Origin of the sequence: Deinococcus metallilatus (genome assembly GCF_004758605.1) — a bacterium.
Taxonomy (GTDB): Bacteria; Deinococcota; Deinococci; order Deinococcales; family Deinococcaceae; genus Deinococcus; species Deinococcus metallilatus.
On sequence record NZ_CP038512.1, the window covers coordinates 1294160 to 1311743 of the forward strand.

General features: G+C 66.8%; 15 protein-coding genes and 1 tRNA gene. 9 read left to right on the top strand and 7 right to left on the bottom strand.

Features of this window, described 5'->3' with window-relative positions:
- Positions 1 to 42: 42 nt before the first annotated feature.
- Together E5F05_RS12245 and E5F05_RS12250 are read right to left on the bottom strand one after the other, a co-directional pair.
- Positions 43 to 738 (bottom strand): hypothetical protein, encoded by a 696-nt coding sequence (locus tag E5F05_RS12245; protein ID WP_129118912.1) that lies wholly within the window; start codon positions 736 to 738, stop codon positions 43 to 45.
- A gap of 17 nt (positions 739 to 755) precedes the next feature.
- Complete coding sequence (locus tag E5F05_RS12250; RefSeq protein WP_129118913.1) at positions 756 to 1655, bottom strand: prephenate dehydratase; 900 nt, start codon at positions 1653 to 1655, stop codon at positions 756 to 758.
- Between the two features lie 84 nt (positions 1656 to 1739).
- On the opposite strand from E5F05_RS12250, the gene E5F05_RS12255 reads away from it, so the two are divergent.
- From E5F05_RS12255 to E5F05_RS12265, 3 genes are all read left to right on the top strand, one after another.
- Positions 1740 to 3146, top strand: a complete 1407-nt coding sequence (locus E5F05_RS12255; protein WP_129118914.1) for an amidase family protein — start codon at positions 1740 to 1742, stop codon at positions 3144 to 3146.
- A 61-nt stretch (positions 3147 to 3207) separates the two neighbouring features.
- Positions 3208 to 3282 (top strand) — tRNA-Val (locus E5F05_RS12260).
- Between the two features lie 279 nt (positions 3283 to 3561).
- On the top strand, positions 3562 to 4620 hold the full coding sequence (locus E5F05_RS12265) for a DNA cytosine methyltransferase (protein WP_129118915.1): 1059 nt from the start codon (positions 3562 to 3564) through the stop codon (positions 4618 to 4620).
- 113 nt (positions 4621 to 4733) lie between these two features.
- Here E5F05_RS12265 and E5F05_RS12270 read toward each other — a convergent pair whose 3' ends face one another.
- Positions 4734 to 5129: an Hsp20/alpha crystallin family protein gene (locus tag E5F05_RS12270; RefSeq protein ID WP_129118916.1), complete on the bottom strand. Its 396-nt coding sequence runs from the start codon at positions 5127 to 5129 to the stop codon at positions 4734 to 4736.
- Positions 5130 to 5244: 115 nt separating this feature from the next.
- Here E5F05_RS12270 and miaA point away from each other — a divergent pair, with 115 nt between their 5' ends.
- Complete coding sequence (miaA, locus tag E5F05_RS12275) at positions 5245 to 6144, top strand: tRNA (adenosine(37)-N6)-dimethylallyltransferase MiaA (RefSeq protein ID WP_129118917.1); 900 nt, start codon at positions 5245 to 5247, stop codon at positions 6142 to 6144.
- Positions 6145 to 6591: 447 nt separating this feature from the next.
- Positions 6592 to 7833, top strand: a complete 1242-nt coding sequence (gene glgC / locus E5F05_RS12280) for a glucose-1-phosphate adenylyltransferase (protein ID WP_129118918.1) — start codon at positions 6592 to 6594, stop codon at positions 7831 to 7833.
- Between the two features lie 117 nt (positions 7834 to 7950).
- On the opposite strand, the gene E5F05_RS12285 is transcribed toward glgC, so the two are convergent.
- Positions 7951 to 9597, bottom strand: coding sequence for a methylmalonyl-CoA mutase family protein (locus tag E5F05_RS12285; protein ID WP_129118919.1), 1647 nt, complete (start codon positions 9595 to 9597; stop codon positions 7951 to 7953).
- A 262-nt stretch (positions 9598 to 9859) separates the two neighbouring features.
- On the opposite strand from E5F05_RS12285, the gene typA reads away from it, so the two are divergent.
- A complete protein-coding gene (gene typA, locus E5F05_RS12290; RefSeq protein WP_129118920.1) occupies positions 9860 to 11641 on the top strand; it encodes a translational GTPase TypA in 1782 nt (593 codons plus the stop codon).
- Between the two features lie 97 nt (positions 11642 to 11738).
- Entirely contained in the window at positions 11739 to 12677 is a 939-nt protein-coding gene (locus E5F05_RS12300) for a hypothetical protein (protein ID WP_164973457.1), read from the top strand.
- Between the two features lie 287 nt (positions 12678 to 12964).
- Here E5F05_RS12300 and mntE read toward each other — a convergent pair whose 3' ends face one another.
- Positions 12965 to 13852 (bottom strand): manganese efflux transporter MntE, encoded by an 888-nt coding sequence (gene mntE, locus E5F05_RS12305; protein ID WP_129118923.1) that lies wholly within the window; start codon positions 13850 to 13852, stop codon positions 12965 to 12967.
- Positions 13853 to 13924: 72 nt separating this feature from the next.
- Between mntE and E5F05_RS12310 the strand changes: the two genes are divergently transcribed.
- Both E5F05_RS12310 and E5F05_RS12315 read left to right on the top strand, forming a co-directional pair.
- Positions 13925 to 14452 (top strand): GrpB family protein, encoded by a 528-nt coding sequence (locus E5F05_RS12310; RefSeq protein ID WP_129118924.1) that lies wholly within the window; start codon positions 13925 to 13927, stop codon positions 14450 to 14452.
- A 22-nt stretch (positions 14453 to 14474) separates the two neighbouring features.
- Positions 14475 to 16709, top strand: coding sequence for an ATP-dependent helicase (locus E5F05_RS12315; RefSeq protein ID WP_164973458.1), 2235 nt, complete (start codon positions 14475 to 14477; stop codon positions 16707 to 16709).
- 3 nt (positions 16710 to 16712) lie between these two features.
- Here E5F05_RS12315 and E5F05_RS12320 read toward each other — a convergent pair whose 3' ends face one another.
- Together E5F05_RS12320 and E5F05_RS12325 are read right to left on the bottom strand one after the other, a co-directional pair.
- On the bottom strand, positions 16713 to 17174 hold the full coding sequence (locus tag E5F05_RS12320; protein ID WP_129118925.1) for an NUDIX hydrolase: 462 nt from the start codon (positions 17172 to 17174) through the stop codon (positions 16713 to 16715).
- A gap of 52 nt (positions 17175 to 17226) precedes the next feature.
- Positions 17227 to 17580, bottom strand: coding sequence for a hypothetical protein (locus tag E5F05_RS12325; RefSeq protein WP_129118926.1), 354 nt, complete (start codon positions 17578 to 17580; stop codon positions 17227 to 17229).
- Positions 17581 to 17584: the final 4 nt, after the last annotated feature.

Genomic DNA, 17584 nt, shown 5'->3' on the forward strand with positions numbered 1-17584 from the left:
CGGGGCGGGGGGAAAGGTGAGAGGGGCAGACAAGGAGAGGCGTCACTCAGGAGTGATGGTGGGCCGTTGCTCCTCTTCTCCGTGCCAGTCGAAGCGGGCCACGAACACGCCGCAGGCATCCTTACGCCGTGCATAGAGGAATCTGGCGTCGGCCCAGAATCCCACATAAGCAGCGTCATCCCAGGCGTAATCGTTGACGCTACCGCAGTTGGCGCGTTCAGGAATCCGCAGGTTCAGATGTGTTGCCTCACCTGTTTTCAGGTCATTGAGAACAAGGTTAACTTGCAGCAGCTTGAAATAGGGACTTTGGCTTTGATTCCGTAGGAAAAGAATTTTCCCCTGGCTGAAAGCCAGAGGATAGCCAACGTCAATGTTTTCCCAAAGCAGCTTGCCATCGCTTATGCGGAAGCCCGTGTTGTCCACGTGCCAGTGTTCGCCTCCGGTGGTATGGGAAACCCAGAGAACCGAATTCACCATGCCCCACCCCGGAAGGTTCCGGGTAGCACTGGACGCCTGGTAAAGTCGTCCCTCAATCTGTCGCTTCCAGAGCAGTCTGCCGTCTTTCTTCTCGTACAGGTTGATAGTGAGTTTCCTCGTCCCATACTGCACGCTACCCTGCTCTGTGAACACGGCATAAACCTTCCCCGCCGCTCCAGCCGCAACAATGTCATTCCCGCCGCCCGCATGGCCTGTGCTGGAGAGCAGGAGCGGGAGGAGCAAGGCCAGGACTTGCCGCATATGGAGAGTTTACCGACTCACCCCACCGTCTCCCGCGCCATCGGATAACTCCCGATGATCTTGGCGTAACTGGCCTTTCTCAATACCCCGGCGAGGGCCTGCGCCACTTGCGGGTCGCGGGCGTTGCCCTCGATGTCCACGTACATCAGGTAACTCCAGGCGCGGTCACGGCGGGGGCGTGACTCGATGCGCGAGAGGTTGAGGCCGCGCAGCTCATTGAGCGTCTCAACGAGAAAGCCGGGGGTGTGACGCACGGCGAAGACCAGGCTGGTCTTGTGCGGCACGTCGGTGGGCGCAGGTTCCTGGCGCGAGAGGATCATGAAGCGCGTGAAGTTGAAAGGCTCGTCCTCGATCTCGCGGGCCAGAATCTCCAGGCCGTACAGCTCGGCGGCGCGGGCGGAGGCGATGGCGGCCTCGTCGCGGGCGCCACGTGCGGCCAGGTCCTTCGCGCTTCCGGCGGTGTCGTGCGCGGCGACGGGTTGCAGCCCGTACTTGCGAATCAACCCCGTGCACTGGTCGAGGGCGGGCTGCTGGCTGGCCACCTTCCGCACATCTTCCAGCCGCACGCCGGGCAGCGCCATCAGGCAGTGGGTGACGCGCACCACCACCTCACCGGCGACGTGCAGGTCCGTTTCGGTCAGCAGGTCAATCGCCTGGTGAATCGCGCCCATCAGGCTGTTCTCGACGGGCAGTACGCCGTAGTCGGCCTCGCCGCTTTCCACCGCCCGCGCGACCTCGTGAAAGGTGGGAAAGCCCCGCGTGGTGACGCCCGCGTGGGGAATGCCCGCGCTGGCAAGGGCATTCAGCGCGGCAATCTCCCCGTATGCGCCGGGATTGCCCTGAAAGGCGACGGTGAGATGCGGCGCGTCCGCCTGCTTCTCGCTCTGCTCTTGCGCTGCGGTCCCCTGGCCACTCATGGAGGGCAGGCTAGCGCACCGCGTCCCGCCCAGTCGGAACGCGGGGTAGACGTGGCCTAGACTGTCGGAGTGTCCTCTCCACAGATGCCTGACCCCATCCTCGACCTCGACGCCGCCGCGCTGAGCGCCGCGATCCGCCGGGGCGACCTGACGGCGCTGGAAGTCACGCGCGCATACCTTTCCCGCATCCAGGCCCACAATCCCCGCCTGCACGCCGTCATCACTGTGAATGGGGAGGCAGAGGCCGACGCGGAACGGCTGGACGCCCTCCCCGAGAGCCAGCGCGGCCCGCTGCACGGTGTACCAGTGCTGATCAAGGACAACATCGACGTGGCGCGCCTCCCCACCACCGCCGGAAGCCTCCTGATGACGCGGCATGTGCCCCAGGCCGACGCGCCGCTCGTCGCCCGCCTGCGCGCCGCCGGGGCCGTGATTCTCGGCAAGGCCAACCTGACCGAGTGGGCCAACTTCATGACGCTGGGGATGCCCAACGGGTATTCGGGGGTGGGCGGGCAGACCGTGAATCCCTGGGGTGCGGGGCTGGATACGGGCGGCAGCTCCAGTGGCAGCGGCGTGGCGGTGGCCGCCCGGCTGTGCGTGGCCGCCATCGGCACCGAGACGAGCGGCAGCATCCTGAGTCCGGCGCAGCAGAACGGTGTCATCGGCCTGAAGCCGACGGTGGGCCTGATTCCGCGCACGGGCGTCGTGCCGATCAGCCACAGCCAGGACACCGCCGGGCCGATCACCCGCTCCGTGCGTGACGCCGCCCTGCTCCTCGGCGTGATGGCCGGACCCGACGAGGCCGACCCCGCCAGCCGCCGCCTCCCGGTGCCCGACCTGACCCTGCAAGCGGACGCCCTGGCGGGTGCCCACATCGGCGTGCTGCGCGACCCGCCCGGCGGGCCAGTCAGCGAGGCCGAACGCGCCGCCCTCTCCCGCGCCGAGGCCACCTTGATCGAGGCGGGCGCGACCTTGCGGGACGTGACGCTGGAAAGCGCGCCCGAACTGAGCGGCTGGCGGCTGGAGGTGCTGGTCTATGAGTTCAAGCACGACCTGAATGCCTACCTCGCGGGCGTGCAGGACGGCCCCCGCAGCCTGACCGAGATCATCGAGGCGAACGACGCCGATCCCGAACGCCTCCAGCGCTACGGCCAGACGCTGCTGTACGCGGCGCAGGCCACCCGAGGCGACCTCAGCGAGCGGGCCTACCGCGAGGCACGCGCCCGCGACCTCGACCAGACCCGGACGCGGGGCCTTGACCCCCTCTTCGCCCTGGGCCTCGACGCGCTGCTGTGGCCCGGCCTGCACGGGTACGCGGTGGGCGCCAAGGCCGGGTATCCCAGCGTGACGGTGTCGACCGGACCGCACGAGGGGGAGCCGACTGGCGTGCTGCTCACCGGCCCGGCGGGGAGTGACGGCCGCCTGCTCGCGCTGGCCGCCGACCTGAACCGCCGCCTGGGTGGGGTGCAGTTCCCGCCCGACCCGGCGTGACCGCTTGACCCCTCGCGCCTGCCCGACTAGCATGGGCGGGCTGCTCCTGCGGGGCAGGTGCGGGCGGTTAGCTCAGCGGTAGAGCGTACGCCTTACAAGCGTAGGGTCGGGGGTTCAAATCCCTCACCGCCCACCACGAAACCTCGGCTTGGCCGGGGTTTTTGCGTTTGGTGCCACCCGATGCCACCCGGGACGCCGCAGCTTGACAGACGAGGGACAGATGAACGTCGGCAGGCAGAACTCAGGCACGCCGAAAGGAGAGGCCCCTGGGTCGGCCGCCTCGGGGTCAGGCTCCCCCACGGGCGGCCCACCGGGGGATGAGGGTGCGGCCTGATCCCGACTTGCTCCGATTCCACGCGGTCCCACGTGACCGGCCAGGGGTTGGCCCCTGGAGCCGCCCTGGTAGACTCCATGGATGGCGTCCCTGCCCGAAGTCCCCCGCATCATCGACATCTTCTCGGGGGCGGGGGGCCTTTCTTTGGGCTTCAGGCAGGCAGGCTTTCAGTCCGTGTTCGCGGTGGAGCTTGATCCTCCTGCCGCCGCCACCTACGCCGCCAACTTCGGGAACCACGTGCGCTGTGGCGATGTCCGGGACGTCGTCAGCTTCGCCCAGTACCCCGCCGAGGTCATCGTCGGTGGCCCGCCCTGCCAGGGTTTTTCTCCTCTCGGGCGGATGAGCGCGACGCAGAGCCGCCTCACCCGGCACGGTGAACTCAACGCCTTGTGGGGGCACTACCTGCGGGCCCTGCACGACGTGCGTCCCCGCGCGTTCGTCATCGAGAACGTCCCGGAGTTTCTGGCCTCGCGGGAATACGCGACCTTCCGGGCCGCGGCGGTGCAGGCGGGCTACGACGTCGCGCAGGGCGTCTTGCGCGCCGAGGACTTTGGCGTGCCGCAAAAACGGCGGCGCGGCTTCGTGGTCGGCCTGCGGGGCGGGCAGGCCAGCCTCCCCGTCCCGACCTTCGAAACCCTCACCGTACGCGGGGCCATCGGGGACCTCCCCCTCGATCCCACCGGCGAGGATCTGCACTGGGGTCGTCAGCCGACCCCGGTGTCCCTGGAACGCTACCGGGTGGTGCCCCCGGGCGGCAACCGCTTTGACCTGATGCGGGCCCGGCCCGACATCACGCCCCGGTGCTGGCTGGACAAGCCCACGGGCAGTACCGATGTTTTCGGCAGGTTGCGCTGGGATGCGCCCGCGCTGACCATCCGCACCGAGTTCTTCAAACCGGAGAAGGGCTGCTACCTGCACCCCGAGGCGCACCGCCCGATCACCCACCGCGAGGCGGCGCGGTTGCAGACGTTCCCGGACGACTTCGTGTTCCAGGGGAGCCGCACCGAAGTGGCGCGGCAGATCGGGAACGCGGTGCCCCCCAAGCTGGCGGCAGCCGTCGCGCGTCACGTCCGGGCGCTGCTCGCACCCTGCGCGACACTCACGGGTGTGATGGACTACTTGCCGGTGGCTGACGCTTGAAGGCTTCAGCCCGCCGGAGCAACTCGGAAGTCAGGTCCGGCCTTGCCGGTGCTGGAGGAGGACCTGTACATGCTCGCTCTGCACCGGGCGGCGCCCCACCTCTTTGTTATGCGTTATGCCTGATTCGTGTCACTGGCGTGGACGTCGATGGTCGGGTGACGTTTCTCGAAGCGCACGCTCAGCACTCCGGCGTTCAGGCTGGCCTGGCCGCTCTGGGGGATCACGGCTTCCGGAAAGGGGAGGGTGCGGGTAAAGGTGCCGCCGGGCCGCTCGGCGCTGAGGGCACGTTCGGGCATCTCGCGGCGGCCCGCGATGGTCACGCTGCCGCCCTCCTCGTGGAGTTCCAGTGTGCCCGCGTCCACGCCCGGCACGTCGAGGAGCAGCAGCAGGTGCGTGCCCTGGTCCACCCAGTCGGCGGGCGGCGTCCAGGGACCGCCCAGGCCGAGCGTCTCGACCTCTTCACGCAGGGTCATCAGGTGCTGGAGGCGCGCGAAAACCGGCTCGTTCATGCCCTCCAAGCTACCATTCCGGTCCGGGCGCATTTGTCAGGGTTCAAGCAGGGAGAGAAAAGCCCTTTCTCATCCTGGCACGGAACTGGGTCGGGGAGGCTCTAGAATCGCGCCCGTGACGCGCGTCCCCATTCTCACGGCGCCGACAGCGGCGGGCAAGAGCGCCCTCGCGCTGGACCTGGGGCGGCGGTTCGGCCTGGAGGTGGTCGCGGCGGACGCCTTCACGGTGTACCGGGGCCTGGACATCGGCACGGCCAAACCGACCCCCGCCGAGCGCGCGGACGTTCCCCACCACCTCCTCGACGTGGCTGACGTGACCGAGGATTACGACGTGGCCCGCTACGTGCGGGAAGCGGAAGCTGCGATTGCGGATGTGCTGGAGCGCGGTGCCCTTCCGCTGGTGGTGGGGGGCACCGGCTTTTACCTCTCGGCGCTGGTGCGTGGCCTGCCCCTCACGCCGCCCGCCGACCCACAGGTGCGCGCCGAGGTGGAGGCCGATCTCGCGGTGCGCGGCCTGGACGCCCTGCTGGCCGAGGTGGAAGCGGCCCACCCCGCCGAGGCCGCCCGGCTGGAACGCAACCCGCGCCGGGTGGTCCGGGCGCTGGAGGTGTACCGCCGCACCGGGAAGTTTCCGGGTGAATTCGGGTACAGTTCCCCCGCCTTCCGCTACCGCGTCTTCGCCTTCACGCGCCCCTGGCCGGAACTGGAGGCGCGTATCGCCGCCCGCACCCGGGCCATGCTGGCGGAGGGCTGGCCGGAGGAGGCGGCCTGGCTGGCCCGGCAGGTTCCGCCCGACCGGGACCCCCGCCCGACGGCCTGGCAGGCCCTCGGCTACCGCGAGGCGCTGGCCGTCTCCACTGGGGCCCTGACGCCCGAGGCGGCCGCCCGTCAGATCGCGCTCACCACGCGGCAGTACGCCAAACGGCAACTGACCTGGGCCAGGACGCAACTCGGAGCCTCCCCCTCCACCCCGGACGAGGCGGCGCGGGCGTTGGCGGCCTTCCTGGGAGGCTGATCCCAACTTCAGGTGAGTCGCGGACGAGGGGCGAGCGAAGCGAGAAGAAGAGAATACCGGCTGGCGGCGATGGACCATGAGCGGGTCAGCCTAGGGCGCTTCCGGCAAGACAGGCGAGGGGCCGTCCCTGAGCCTCCGGCCATTGGAGAACATCCGGCGCTTTCCCGGATGTTCTGGAATCAGGGCCAGTCGGTGTGAGGCGGGGCCGGGCCAGCCCTGGCTTCCTTCGCGTCTGGACGGGGTTGAGCGGCGCCTATCCATTCTTTACCTTCGGCTGCCTGCTCATGAGTGCGCCCAGTTGCCGCGTCCGACCCGCTACACTGAAACCCGAGCAGCACCTTCACTGCGTCCCTGTGGAGTCTCGACCTGTCTCCAGGGGGACGTTCCGTCACGGACCCCGGCAGGTCCGGTCATCCCACATCCCGGTGAATCCAAGGGGGGAATGAAATGAAGCCACGAGTTCTGGGCATGATCCTGGCGGGAGGGCAAGGCTCCCGGCTCGCGCCACTGACCCTCAAACGCTCCAAACCCGCCGTGCCCTTCGGCAGCAAGTACCGCATCATCGACTTTGCGATCAACAACTTCATCAACTCGGGCGTCTTTTCGATCTACGTGCTGACCCAGTACAAGGCGCAGAGCCTCACCGAGCATATCCAGCGGGGCTGGCGCTTCGGCACCTTCCTTCAGGACTACTTCATCACGCTGGTGCCCGCCCAGATGTACCGCTACGAGGAACTGGGCGCGGTGTGGTACCGCGGCACCGCCGACGCCGTCTACCAGAACCTGCACCTGATCGACAACTTCGATGCTGATTACGTGGCGATCTTCAGCGGCGACCACATCTACAAGATGAATGTCGAACACATGCTGGCGGCGCATATGGACGCCCGCGCCGACGTGACCATCGCCGCCTACCCGATGCCCCGCACCGAGGCGCACCGCTTCGGCGTGATGCAGGTCGATGACCGCTGGCGCGTGACGGAGTTTCTGGAGAAACCCAAGAATCCGCCCGGCATTCCCAGCGATGCCAACACCAGCCTCACCAGTATGGGCAACTATATCTTCTCGCGCCGCGCGCTGGAGGAACTGCTGCACACCAGCATCAGCGCCGAGTCGGACGGCTTCGATTTCGGCCACGACGTGCTGCCCCGCGCCCTGGCGGACGGCTACCACGTGCAGGCCTACGACTTCCACCAGAATCCCATCCCCGGCCAGAGCAGCCCCAACCTGTACTGGCGGGACGTGGGCACGCTGGACGCCTACTTCGACGCCAGCCTCGACCTCGTCAGCGTGAATCCCGAGTTCGACATCTACAATCCCGAGTGGCCGCTGCGGACCAGCAGCGAATTCAGTCCGCCTGCCAAGTTCGTCCACGAGGCCGAGGGCCGCAAGGGCCAGGCCTTCAACAGCATCCTGGCCGGGGGCGACATCATCAGTGGCGGTACCGTGCGCGACAGCGTCCTCAGCCGCAACGTCCGCACCCACTCCTACTCGCTGGTCGAAAGCTGCGTGCTGTTCGACAACGTGGAGGTCGGGCGTCACTCACACCTGCGCCGGGTGATCGTCGACAAGGACGTGACCATCCCCCCTGGGACCAAGATCGGCCTTGACCACGATGAGGACCGCGCGCGCGGCTTCACGATCACCGAGAACGGGGTGGTGGTGGTTCCGAAGAGCTATACGTTCTGAAGACCGTCAGTGGGAAGTGGTGAGTGGTCAGTGGGAAAAGAGGAAGGTGGGCCGCCAGAACTGGAATGGCCCACCTTCTGTTTTTTCCACTGACCACTTCCTACCAACCCCTCACCGTCACACCAGCACCGGCTCCACGTATTCCCCGTACACCTTCTTCAGCGTGTCCATCTGTTCGCCCAGGGTGGCGTAGGCGTGGGCACTTTCCAGGAAGGCGGGCATGGTGTTGGCACCCGTGACGGCGGCGTCGCGCAGGGCGCCCAGGGCCGCCTCCACGCGCTTGGGGTCGCGCTCGCGGCGCACCTGGGCCAGCCGGGCTTCCTGCACGCGCTCGACTTGGGGGTCGATCAGTTGGATCGGCACCTCCACCGCGTCCTGGACGAATTCGTTCACGCCCACGATGATGCGGTCCTTGGTTTCCACCTCGCGCTGGTAGCGGTAGGCGGCTTCCGCCATTTCAAGCTGGAAGAAGCCGCTCTCGATGCCCGCTTCCACACCGCCCAGCGCGCGAATCTGCTCGATGTAGCCCATCGCGGCGGCCTCGATATCGTTCGTCAGCTTCTCGACGTAGTAGCTGCCCGCGAGGGGATCGACGACGCCCGCCACGCCCGTTTCATAGGCGATGATCTGCTGCGTCCGCAGGGCGATGGTCGCGGCCTCCTCAGTCGGCAGGGCCAGCGCCTCGTCGAAGGCGTCGGTGTGGAGGCTCTGCGTCCCGCCCAGCACGGCGGCGAGGGCCTGAATCGCCACACGGGCGATGTTGTTGAGCGGCTGCTGCGCGGGCAGGCTGACCCCGGCGGTCTGCGAGTGCGTGCGGAGCATCCAAGAGCGGGGATTCTTCGCCCCGTAGCGGTCGCGCATCTGCCGCGCCCAGATGCGGCGGGCGGCGCGCAGCTTGGCGATCTCCTCGAAGAAGTCGTTGTGGATGTCCCAGAAGAAGGAGATGCGCGGCGCGAACTCGTCGATGTCCAGCCCCCGCTCCAGCGCCTTTTCGACGTAGTGGAAGCCGTCCGCCAGCGTGAAGGCGAGTTCCTGCACGCCCGTCGCCCCCGCCTCGCGGATGTGGTAGCCGCTGACCGAGATGAAGTTCCACTTCGGCACCACGCGGGGTCCCCACTCGAAGGTATCGATCACGAGTTTCACGCTGGGAGAAGGCGGGTAGATGAACTCCTTCTGCGCGATGAACTCCTTGAGGATGTCGTTCTGGATGGTCCCGCCGATCCTCGTCAGGTCCTTGCCCTGCTTCTGGGCGTTGGCGATGTACATGGCCCAGATCGCGTTCGCGGGGCTGTTGATGGTCATGGAGGTGGTGACCGCTTCGGGGTCGATCCCCCGGAACAGGATTTCCATGTCCGCCAGTGAGGACACCGCCACGCCACACTTGCCGACCTCGCCCTTGCTGAAGGGGTGGTCAGAGTCGTAGCCCATCAGCGTGGGGAGGTCGAAGGCGGTCGATAAGCCCGTCTGCCCGGCCTTCAGCAGTGCGTGGAAGCGTTCGTTCGTCTGCTCGGCGCTGCCGAAGCCCGCGAACATCCGCATGGTCCAGAGCTTGCCGCGGTAGACGCTGGGCTGCACGCCGCGCGTGTAGGGGAACTCGCCGGGGTAGCCCAGGTCCCGCTCGGCGTCCCAGTCCTTCAGGTCGTCCACCGTGTAGATCGGCTCGGGGTCCATATCGGACAGGTTCTTGAAGTTGTACTTGCGCTCGGGGAACTTCTGGGTGGCGGGCTGGTAGACGCTCTGCATCCACTCGTTCTTGGTTTTCATGCGGACCTCCGAAGGGGCGGAAACAAACGCTCGTTAGGTAGGAATAGGGTAGCAGAAAGGCCGGGCGATTTGACCGTCTACCCTGACCAAACCGCCCAGCTATCTGCTAAAATACCTGTTTGGGTGTCCCGCCCACGCCAGCCCTCCGAGCGTTCCTGCTTCTCCGAGGTGCCGTGCGGCGGGCTTTTTCGTGCCGACAACCGAGCTGATGGCTGAAAGCTGACCGCTGAGAGCCAGCCGCTCCGAGCAAGGGAGCTGAACTATGGAATACCGCAACATCGCCATTATCGCGCACGTCGACCACGGCAAGACCACGCTGGTGGACGGCATGCTCAAGCAGACGCTGGAACTCAAGCACGGCGAGGAAATTGCCGAACGCGCGATGGACAGCAACGACCTCGAACGCGAGCGCGGCATCACCATTCTCGCCAAGAACACGGCGGTCGAGTACAAGGGCGTCAAGATCAACATCGTGGACACGCCCGGCCACGCCGACTTCGGCGGCGAGGTGGAGCGCGTGCTGGGCATGGTGGACGGCGCGCTGGTGCTGGTGGACGCGGCGGAAGGCCCGATGCCCCAGACCCGCTTCGTGCTGCGCAAGGCCATCGAGCTGGGCCTCAAGCCCATCGTGGTCATCAACAAGATCGACCGCCAGGACGCCCGCCCGGAAGAGGTCGTCAACCTCACCTTCGACCTGATGGCCGAACTGGGTGCGAACGACGACCAGCTCGACTTCCCGATCCTGTACGCCGTCGCCCGCGAAGGCAAGGCGTTCAAGGACCTGGACCACCCCCAGCCCGACATGCACGAACTCTTCGACATGGTGCTGGAACAGATTCCCGCGCCGAAGGTCGATCTGGACGCCCCCTTTCAGATGCTCGTCACGAACCTGGATTACAGCGAATACCTGGGCCGCATCGTGCTGGGGCGGGTGCAGCGCGGCAAGGTGAAGAAGGGCGAATTCGTGCAGCTCATCCACAAGGACGGCACGATGACCAAGACCCGCGTCATCCAGCCCTTCACTCACCTGGGCCTGCGCCGCATCGAGGTGGACGAGGTGAGCGCCGGGGACATTGTGGCCCTGGCCGGGATCGAGGACGCGCAGATCGGGGAGACGGTGGCCGACCTCGCGGACCCCGAGGCGCTGCCGATCATCACGGTGGATGAGCCGACCGTGAGCATGCTCTTCCAGCCCAACACCAGCCCGTTTGCCGGGAAGGAAGGCAAGTACGTCACCTCCCGCCACCTGAATGACCGCCTCAAGCGCGAAGTCATGACCAACGTGTCCCTCAAGGTGGAGGAAATCCGCCCCGACGAATTCAAGGTGTCGGGCCGCGGCGAGCTGCACCTCTCCATCCTGCTGGAAACCATGCGCCGCGAGGGGTACGAGGTGCAGGTGGGCGCCCCGCAGGTGATCACCCGCGAGATCGACGGACAGAAGCATGAGCCGGTCGAACATCTGGTGATCGACGTGCCCGAGCAGCACGCCAGCAGCGTGATCGGCGTGCTGGGCGCGCGCAAGGGCCAGATGGTGAACATGGAGCCGCAGGGCAGCCGCGTAAGGGTGGAGTTCAAGATTCCCTCCCGCGCCCTCTTCGGCTTCCGCACCCAGTTCCTCTCGATGACCCAGGGCGAGGGCATCATGAGCCACATCTTCGACGGGTACGCGCCCTGGGCCGGGGACCTCAAGACCCGCCAGAACGGGTCGCTGGTCAGCATGGAAGACGGGTCGGCCTTCGCCTACTCGATCTTCAAGCTTCAGGACCGCGGCAGCTTCTTCATCGACCCCGGTCAGGATGTGTACGTGGGCATGATCGTGGGGGAGAACGCCCGCGAGCAGGACATGAACGTGAACGTCTGCAAGAACAAGAAGCTGACGAACATCCGTTCGGCGGGTGCGGACGAGGCCCTGACCCTGATCCCGCCCAAGCGCCTCTCGCTGGAAGACGCGCTGGAATACATCGCGGACGACGAACTGGTGGAGCTGACGCCGCAGAGCATCCGGCTGCGGAAGAAGGTGCTGAACCCGAGCTTCCGCAAGTAAGTGGGAAGTGGTCAGTGGTGAGTAGGGGCTGGAGCCGTGGGCTTCGGCCCCTACTCCTTTGGGGAACCCGCGACCCGTGGAAGGCGTAGGGTGGGGTATGTTCGGATGGATGGTTCACCCGCTGGCCGCGTTCGCGCTGATGTTCTGGGCGTCGGTGATTTTCGGGCGGCGAGGCCGGGAATGGCAGGCGGTGGCGCTGGCGGCAGGTGTGGTGGTGGGGCTGGCGGCGCTGGGGGCGGACTGGGTGGTTCACCCGGCGGCGGGGATGTTGCTGGGATTCTTCGGCTCGCGGGCCTTTCACCGCTGGCGGGAACGCTGGCCCGCACTGCTGGCCGGGTTGGTCGCGGGCGTGTTCTTCATGGCATTGGGCGCTGGGTGGCTGATTTTCCCGCTGGCCGTGATGGGCATGATCTGGCTGTTCACGGCCGCACTGACCTGGAGCAGTGAGAAGAACGCCGCTCCCCTCGGTGCTCCGCCGTCCGTCTCTGCCCTGCCCGAGCAGGGAGGCGGCTTCCCGCTGGGGAACTTCGGCTCCCGTGCGGAGAAGGTGGCGGCCAAAGCGGCCCGCCGCGAGGCCCGCAGGCAGGCGAAGGCGCGGCTGGAGACTCCGCCGCCCGCCCCCGCACCCGCTGCTCCCGACCTCTTCATCTCGTATCTCCGTGACGAGCGCCTGCCGGGGGAGGCCCGCGCGCAGCTCGCCGCGCTGAACCTGCGGACCCGCGAGGCGCTGGCTTACCTGGACAGCCTGGGCCAGTCGGGCAGCGAGGCGGCGTATCTGGCACGCGCGGTCCGGGACGAGTACGCGCCGACCGCCGTGCAGGCTTACCTCAAGCTGCCGCCCACGCTCGCGGGCACCGCGCCCCTTCAGGACGGCAAGACGGGCCGCGACCTGCTGCGCGAACAGCTCGATCTCCTGCTCAACGCCGTGCAGGACATCCTGAACACGACGCTTCAGGCAGGTGGCCAGGAACTGCTGACCCACCAGAGGTTTCTGGAGGACCGGTTTCGCAAGGCCAGGCGTGACCTGGAGGTGTAGGCGGGTGCCTCCTGCCTGGACAGGGCCCCCAGTTCCCGGAGGTTCTCCGAGCGTGTTTTAAAAGTCAGGCTGAGTTTCCCACAGGCACGATCAGCACGGCTTTTTTGCTCCTCCCCTTGAGGGGGAGGTTGGGATGGGGTGAACGGGCACGCCAGGCAGACGCAGTTCACCTTGGATGAGGACCTGTTTGAAACACGCTCTCAGGCGGCACTGCCTGTCCTCCCGCCCGCAGAGGGCATACGTGAGACGCGGCGTCCCGGCGAGAGCCGCCCACTGACGCTGCCCCTTCAGATCACCAGCACCCCATGATGCTTGGCCTTGTCCTGCGGCTCGACATGGATGGTGACGGCGGCGCCTTCAAGCTCGGCGCGGATGGCGTCTTCCAGGCGGTCACAGATGGTATGGGCCTCCTGCACGCTCATGGCCCCTGGCACGACGAGGTGAAACTCCACAAAGGTCATGCGGCCCGCGTGCCGGGTGCGGAGGTCATGCATTTCCAGCGCGCCCTCGGCGTGTTCGCTCATCGCCTGGCGGAGGCGGGCCTCCGTGGTGGGGTCCACGGCGGCGTCCATCAAGCCGCCCACGCTCTCGCGCATCAGCGCCCAGCCACTCCAGAGGATGTTCAGGGCGACCAGCAGCGCGAGCAGCGGGTCCAGCCAGTGCAGCCCGGTGAGGCGGGCGAGCAGCACCCCGAGCAGCACGCCGATACTGGTCACCACGTCGGTGAGAATGTGCCTCCCGTCGGCCAGCAGCGCCACCGACCGCGCCGCCCGGCCTGCCCGCAGCAAGACCCCGGCCCACAGGGCATTCAGCACGCTGGCCCCCAGGTTCACCAGCAGTCCGGCGGGGGCAGCGTCCACGGCGCGGGGATGTTGCAGGGCTGGAAGGGCCTCTCGCGCGATACTCACCGCCGCCAGCACGATCAGGACGCCCTCAGCCACCGCACTGAAGTATTCGGCCTTGGTGTGGCCGTAGGGGTGGTTGGCGTCGGCAGGCCGGACGGCGACCCGCAGGGCGATCAGCGCGGCCAGCGCCGCCGCCACGTTGATGATGCTCTCCAGCGCGTCGGAGTACAGGGCCACGCTGCCGGTCAGCAGGTACGCGAGGAACTTCAGGGCCAGCACGACGGCGGCCACCACCACGCTGCCCAGGGCAATGCTCGTCGTGCGGTCCATTCAGGGGAGGCTAACAGGGTTAGGCGCGGCGAAAGGCGGCACCGGGCGGGGGACAGGGGTAGGCTGGCAGACATGAGTGATCCGGCGCGGGAGGCGGTGAAGGTGGAGGGCTATGATCCCCGCTGGCCGTGGTGGGCCAACCGGGAGATCACGCTGTTACGAGGGATTCTCGGTGACCGCATTGCCGAGATCGAGCACATCGGGAGCACGGCCGTCCCCGGAATGGACGCCAAGCCTACCGTGGACCTGATGCTCGGCACCGCTGCCTGGCCCTGGAATCCGGAGGACGATGCTCGGCTCCTGGCTGCCGAGTACAGCTTTTACAAGTCGCCGAATGAACGCTGGCGGGTTTATCTCAAACCACGAGGGAACCTGCTGCGGGGCTTTCACCTGCATGTCGTGGAGGCGGACAGCGCGCACTGGCGCGAGCATCTCCATTTCCGCAATCATCTCCGGGCGCACCCGGAGGATGCCAGAGCTTACGCCGGGGTGAAACGGGAACTGGCGCAGAAGTTCGGGCATGACCGGGGCGCATACCAGGCCGGGAAAGCTGACCTCATCCGGGCGATCCTCGCTCGCGCTGTTACGCCCCCAACATAACCCCACCTGCTAGAATCTTACGGTGACTTCCGTGCCGGACCTGCCCGAATCCCCCCTGCTTTCCCAGCTCAACCCCAACCAGGCGCAGGCTGCCGACCACTACACCGGCCCGGCCCTGGTGATCGCCGGGGCAGGCAGCGGCAAGACGCGCACGCTGGTCTACCGCATCGCGCACCTGATTCAGCATTACGGCGTGGACCCCGGCGAGATTCTGGCCGTGACCTTTACCAACAAGGCCGCCGCCGAGATGCGCGAGCGGGCCAAACATCTCGTCAGCGGGGCCGATCGGCTGTGGATGAGCACCTTTCACAGCGCGGGCGTCCGCATTCTGCGCGCGTACGGCGAACATATCGGCTTGAAACGCGGGTTCGTGATCTACGACGACGACGACCAGATGGACATCCTCAAGGAGATCATGGGGTCCATTCCCGGCATCGGCCCGGACACCAATCCACGTGTGCTGCGCGGCATTCTGGACCGTGCCAAGAGCAATCTGCTGACGCCCGCCGACCTCGCCCGCCACCCCGAGCCCTTTATCAGCGGCCTGCCGCGTGAGTCCGCCGCCGAGGTCTACCGCCGCTACGAGGCCCGCAAGAAGGGGCAGAACGCGATTGATTTTGGCGACCTGATTACCGAAACCGTCCGTCTGTTTAAAGAAGTGCCCGCCGTCCTCGACCGGGTGCGGGACCGCGCGAAGTTCATTCACGTGGACGAGTATCAGGATACGAACAAGGCGCAGTATGAATTGACGCGGCTGCTGGCTTCAAGGGACAGAAACTTGCTTGTGGTGGGCGATCCCGACCAGTCGATCTATCGCTTTCGCGGCGCAGACATTCAGAACATCCTCGACTTTCAAAAAGATTACCCCGACGCCAAGGTCTATATGCTGGAGCATAATTACCGTTCCAGCGCCCGCGTCCTGACCATTGCCAACAAGCTGATCGAAAACAACGCCGAGCGGCTGGACAAGACGCTGCGCGCCGTGAAGGAAGACGGGCATCCGGTCTTCTTCCACCGCGCGACCGACCACCGCGCCGAGGGCGATTTCGTCGCGGAGTGGCTGACGCGGCTGCACGCCGAGGGCATGAAGTTCGCGGACATGGCGGTGCTGTACCGCACCAACGCGCAGTCCCGCGTCATTGAAGAATCCCTGCGCCGCGTCAGTATTCCGGCCAAGATCGTCGGCGGCGTGGGCTTCTACGACCGCCGCGAGATCAGGGACGTGCTGGCCTATGCCCGCCTCGCCATCAACCCTGCCGACGACGTGGCGCTGCGCCGCATCATCGGCAGGCCCCGGCGCGGCATCGGGGACACGGCGCTGGAGCGGTTGATGGAGTGGGCGCGGGTGAACGGGACCTCGATCCTGACCGCCTGCGCGAATGCCCAGGAACTCAACATTCTGGAACGGGGCGCGCAGAAGCCGGTGGAGTTCGCCCAGCTCATGCACGCGATGAGCGAGGCCGCCGACAACTATGAACCAGCACCGTTCCTCCGTTACGTGATCGAGACGAGCGGCTACCTCGACCTGCTGCGCCAGGAAGGGCAGGAGGGGCAGGTCCGCCTGGAGAACCTGGAAGAACTCGTCAGCGCCGCCGAGGAATGGTCGCGCGAGAACGAGGGGACCATTCAGGACTTCCTCGACGACGCCGCGCTGCTTTCCAGCGTGGACGACATGCGCGCCAAGCAGGAGAACAAGGATGTGCCCGAAGACGCCGTGACGCTGATGACGCTCCACAACGCCAAGGGACTGGAGTTTCCGGCGGTGTTCATCGTGGGGACGGAAGAGGGCCTGCTGCCCAGCCGCAATGCGCTGATCGAGCCGGGCGGGATCGAGGAGGAGCGGCGCCTCTTCTACGTGGGCATCACGCGGGCGATGGAGCGCCTGTTCCTGACTGCCGCGCAGAACCGGATGCAGTACGGCAAGACCAACGCCACCGAGGACAGCCGCTTTCTGGAGGAGATCGAGGGCGGCTTCGACACGGTGGATGCCTACGGGCAGGTGATCGACGCCCGCGCCAAGAGCTGGAAGGAGTACCGCCCGACCGTCCCCACCCGCCCGAGCGCGGTCAAGAACACCAGCCCGATGACCGAAGGCATGGCTTACCGGGGTGGCGAGAAGGTCGCGCACCCCAAGTTCGGGGAAGGGCAGGTGCTGGCGGTGGCGGGGATGGGCGACCGCCAGGAGGTCACGGTGCATTTTCCTTCGGCGGGCACGAAGAAACTGCTGGTGAAGTTCGCCAACCTCACGAAGGTTTGAGCCTCAACTCCGCTCGACGAGGTGCCGCACCTCGCCCGGCCCGGCGGTCAGGAACTCGCTCAGGGCCAGGGGGTACACGGGACGCGCCGCCAGCTCCGTCAGGGGGACCCACTCGCAGAGCGTCTCTGCGTTGTCCAGCACCATGAACGGCTCGTCGGGGAGTTCCGGCGGCGCGTCCATACGGAAGTAGAAGCCGAGTTCATGTTGCCGCTTGTGGGGTGGGCCGAAGAAGTTCTCCAGCACACCCACCAGCCGCAGCGGTCCTGCTGACGTGCCCGTTTCCTCCTCCCACTCGCGGGCGGCGCAGGTGGTAATGTCCTCGTCGGTGGCGAGGGCGCCGCCCGGCAGGAACCAGAAGCCCAGCCCCTGGGCCGTGTTCGCCAGCAGGCGGTCATCCCGGACACAGAGGATGGCGACGCGCACGCTGAACTTGAGGCCACCGAGGGGAAGGCGAATATCGGTCATGGGGGCAGTGTGACGGGGAAGAGAGGCTGGGGCGTCGGCCGTTTGGCGGAAGTCACCGGCGGCCCTCAAGCCGCGCCCCGTCACACGTCACCGTCAGCGCCCACATCGGCAGTCCGAACAGCGTCAAGGCCTGTGTTCTGGCCCAGTACAGCCCCCGGCTGACGAACGGAAGGTCGCCGCAAGTTCCCTCCATCCCCACCGGCGTGACGCTTACCACCCGGAGGCGGCGGGTCAGGAGCCTCTGGAACGGATTGTCCAGCAGGTTGACCGAATCACGGAGGACGTGCCGGGCAAAGCTGCGCTCCTCGCTCGTCAGATCGGCGGGCATCTGTGGCACCAGCGCGGGAACGATCACGCCGGGCACGAGGAGGACAACTGTCAGAGCGAGGGGACGCGGAACCTTCACTCCG

Coding starts and splice junctions, on each gene's coding strand:
- E5F05_RS12300 (WP_164973457.1), top strand. CDS start 11,739: ATGTTCGGATGGATGGTTCACCCGCTGGCCGCGTTCGCGCTGATGTTC.
- E5F05_RS12250 (WP_129118913.1), bottom strand. CDS start 1,655: ATGAGTGGCCAGGGGACCGCAGCGCAAGAGCAGAGCGAGAAGCAGGCG.
- E5F05_RS12265 (WP_129118915.1), top strand. CDS start 3,562: ATGGCGTCCCTGCCCGAAGTCCCCCGCATCATCGACATCTTCTCGGGG.
- E5F05_RS12285 (WP_129118919.1), bottom strand. CDS start 9,597: ATGAAAACCAAGAACGAGTGGATGCAGAGCGTCTACCAGCCCGCCACC.
- E5F05_RS12310 (WP_129118924.1), top strand. CDS start 13,925: ATGAGTGATCCGGCGCGGGAGGCGGTGAAGGTGGAGGGCTATGATCCC.
- E5F05_RS12245 (WP_129118912.1), bottom strand. CDS start 738: ATGCGGCAAGTCCTGGCCTTGCTCCTCCCGCTCCTGCTCTCCAGCACA.
- E5F05_RS12320 (WP_129118925.1), bottom strand. CDS start 17,174: ATGACCGATATTCGCCTTCCCCTCGGTGGCCTCAAGTTCAGCGTGCGC.
- glgC (WP_129118918.1), top strand. CDS start 6,592: ATGAAGCCACGAGTTCTGGGCATGATCCTGGCGGGAGGGCAAGGCTCC.
- mntE (WP_129118923.1), bottom strand. CDS start 13,852: ATGGACCGCACGACGAGCATTGCCCTGGGCAGCGTGGTGGTGGCCGCC.
- typA (WP_129118920.1), top strand. CDS start 9,860: ATGGAATACCGCAACATCGCCATTATCGCGCACGTCGACCACGGCAAG.
- E5F05_RS12270 (WP_129118916.1), bottom strand. CDS start 5,129: ATGAACGAGCCGGTTTTCGCGCGCCTCCAGCACCTGATGACCCTGCGT.
- E5F05_RS12255 (WP_129118914.1), top strand. CDS start 1,740: ATGCCTGACCCCATCCTCGACCTCGACGCCGCCGCGCTGAGCGCCGCG.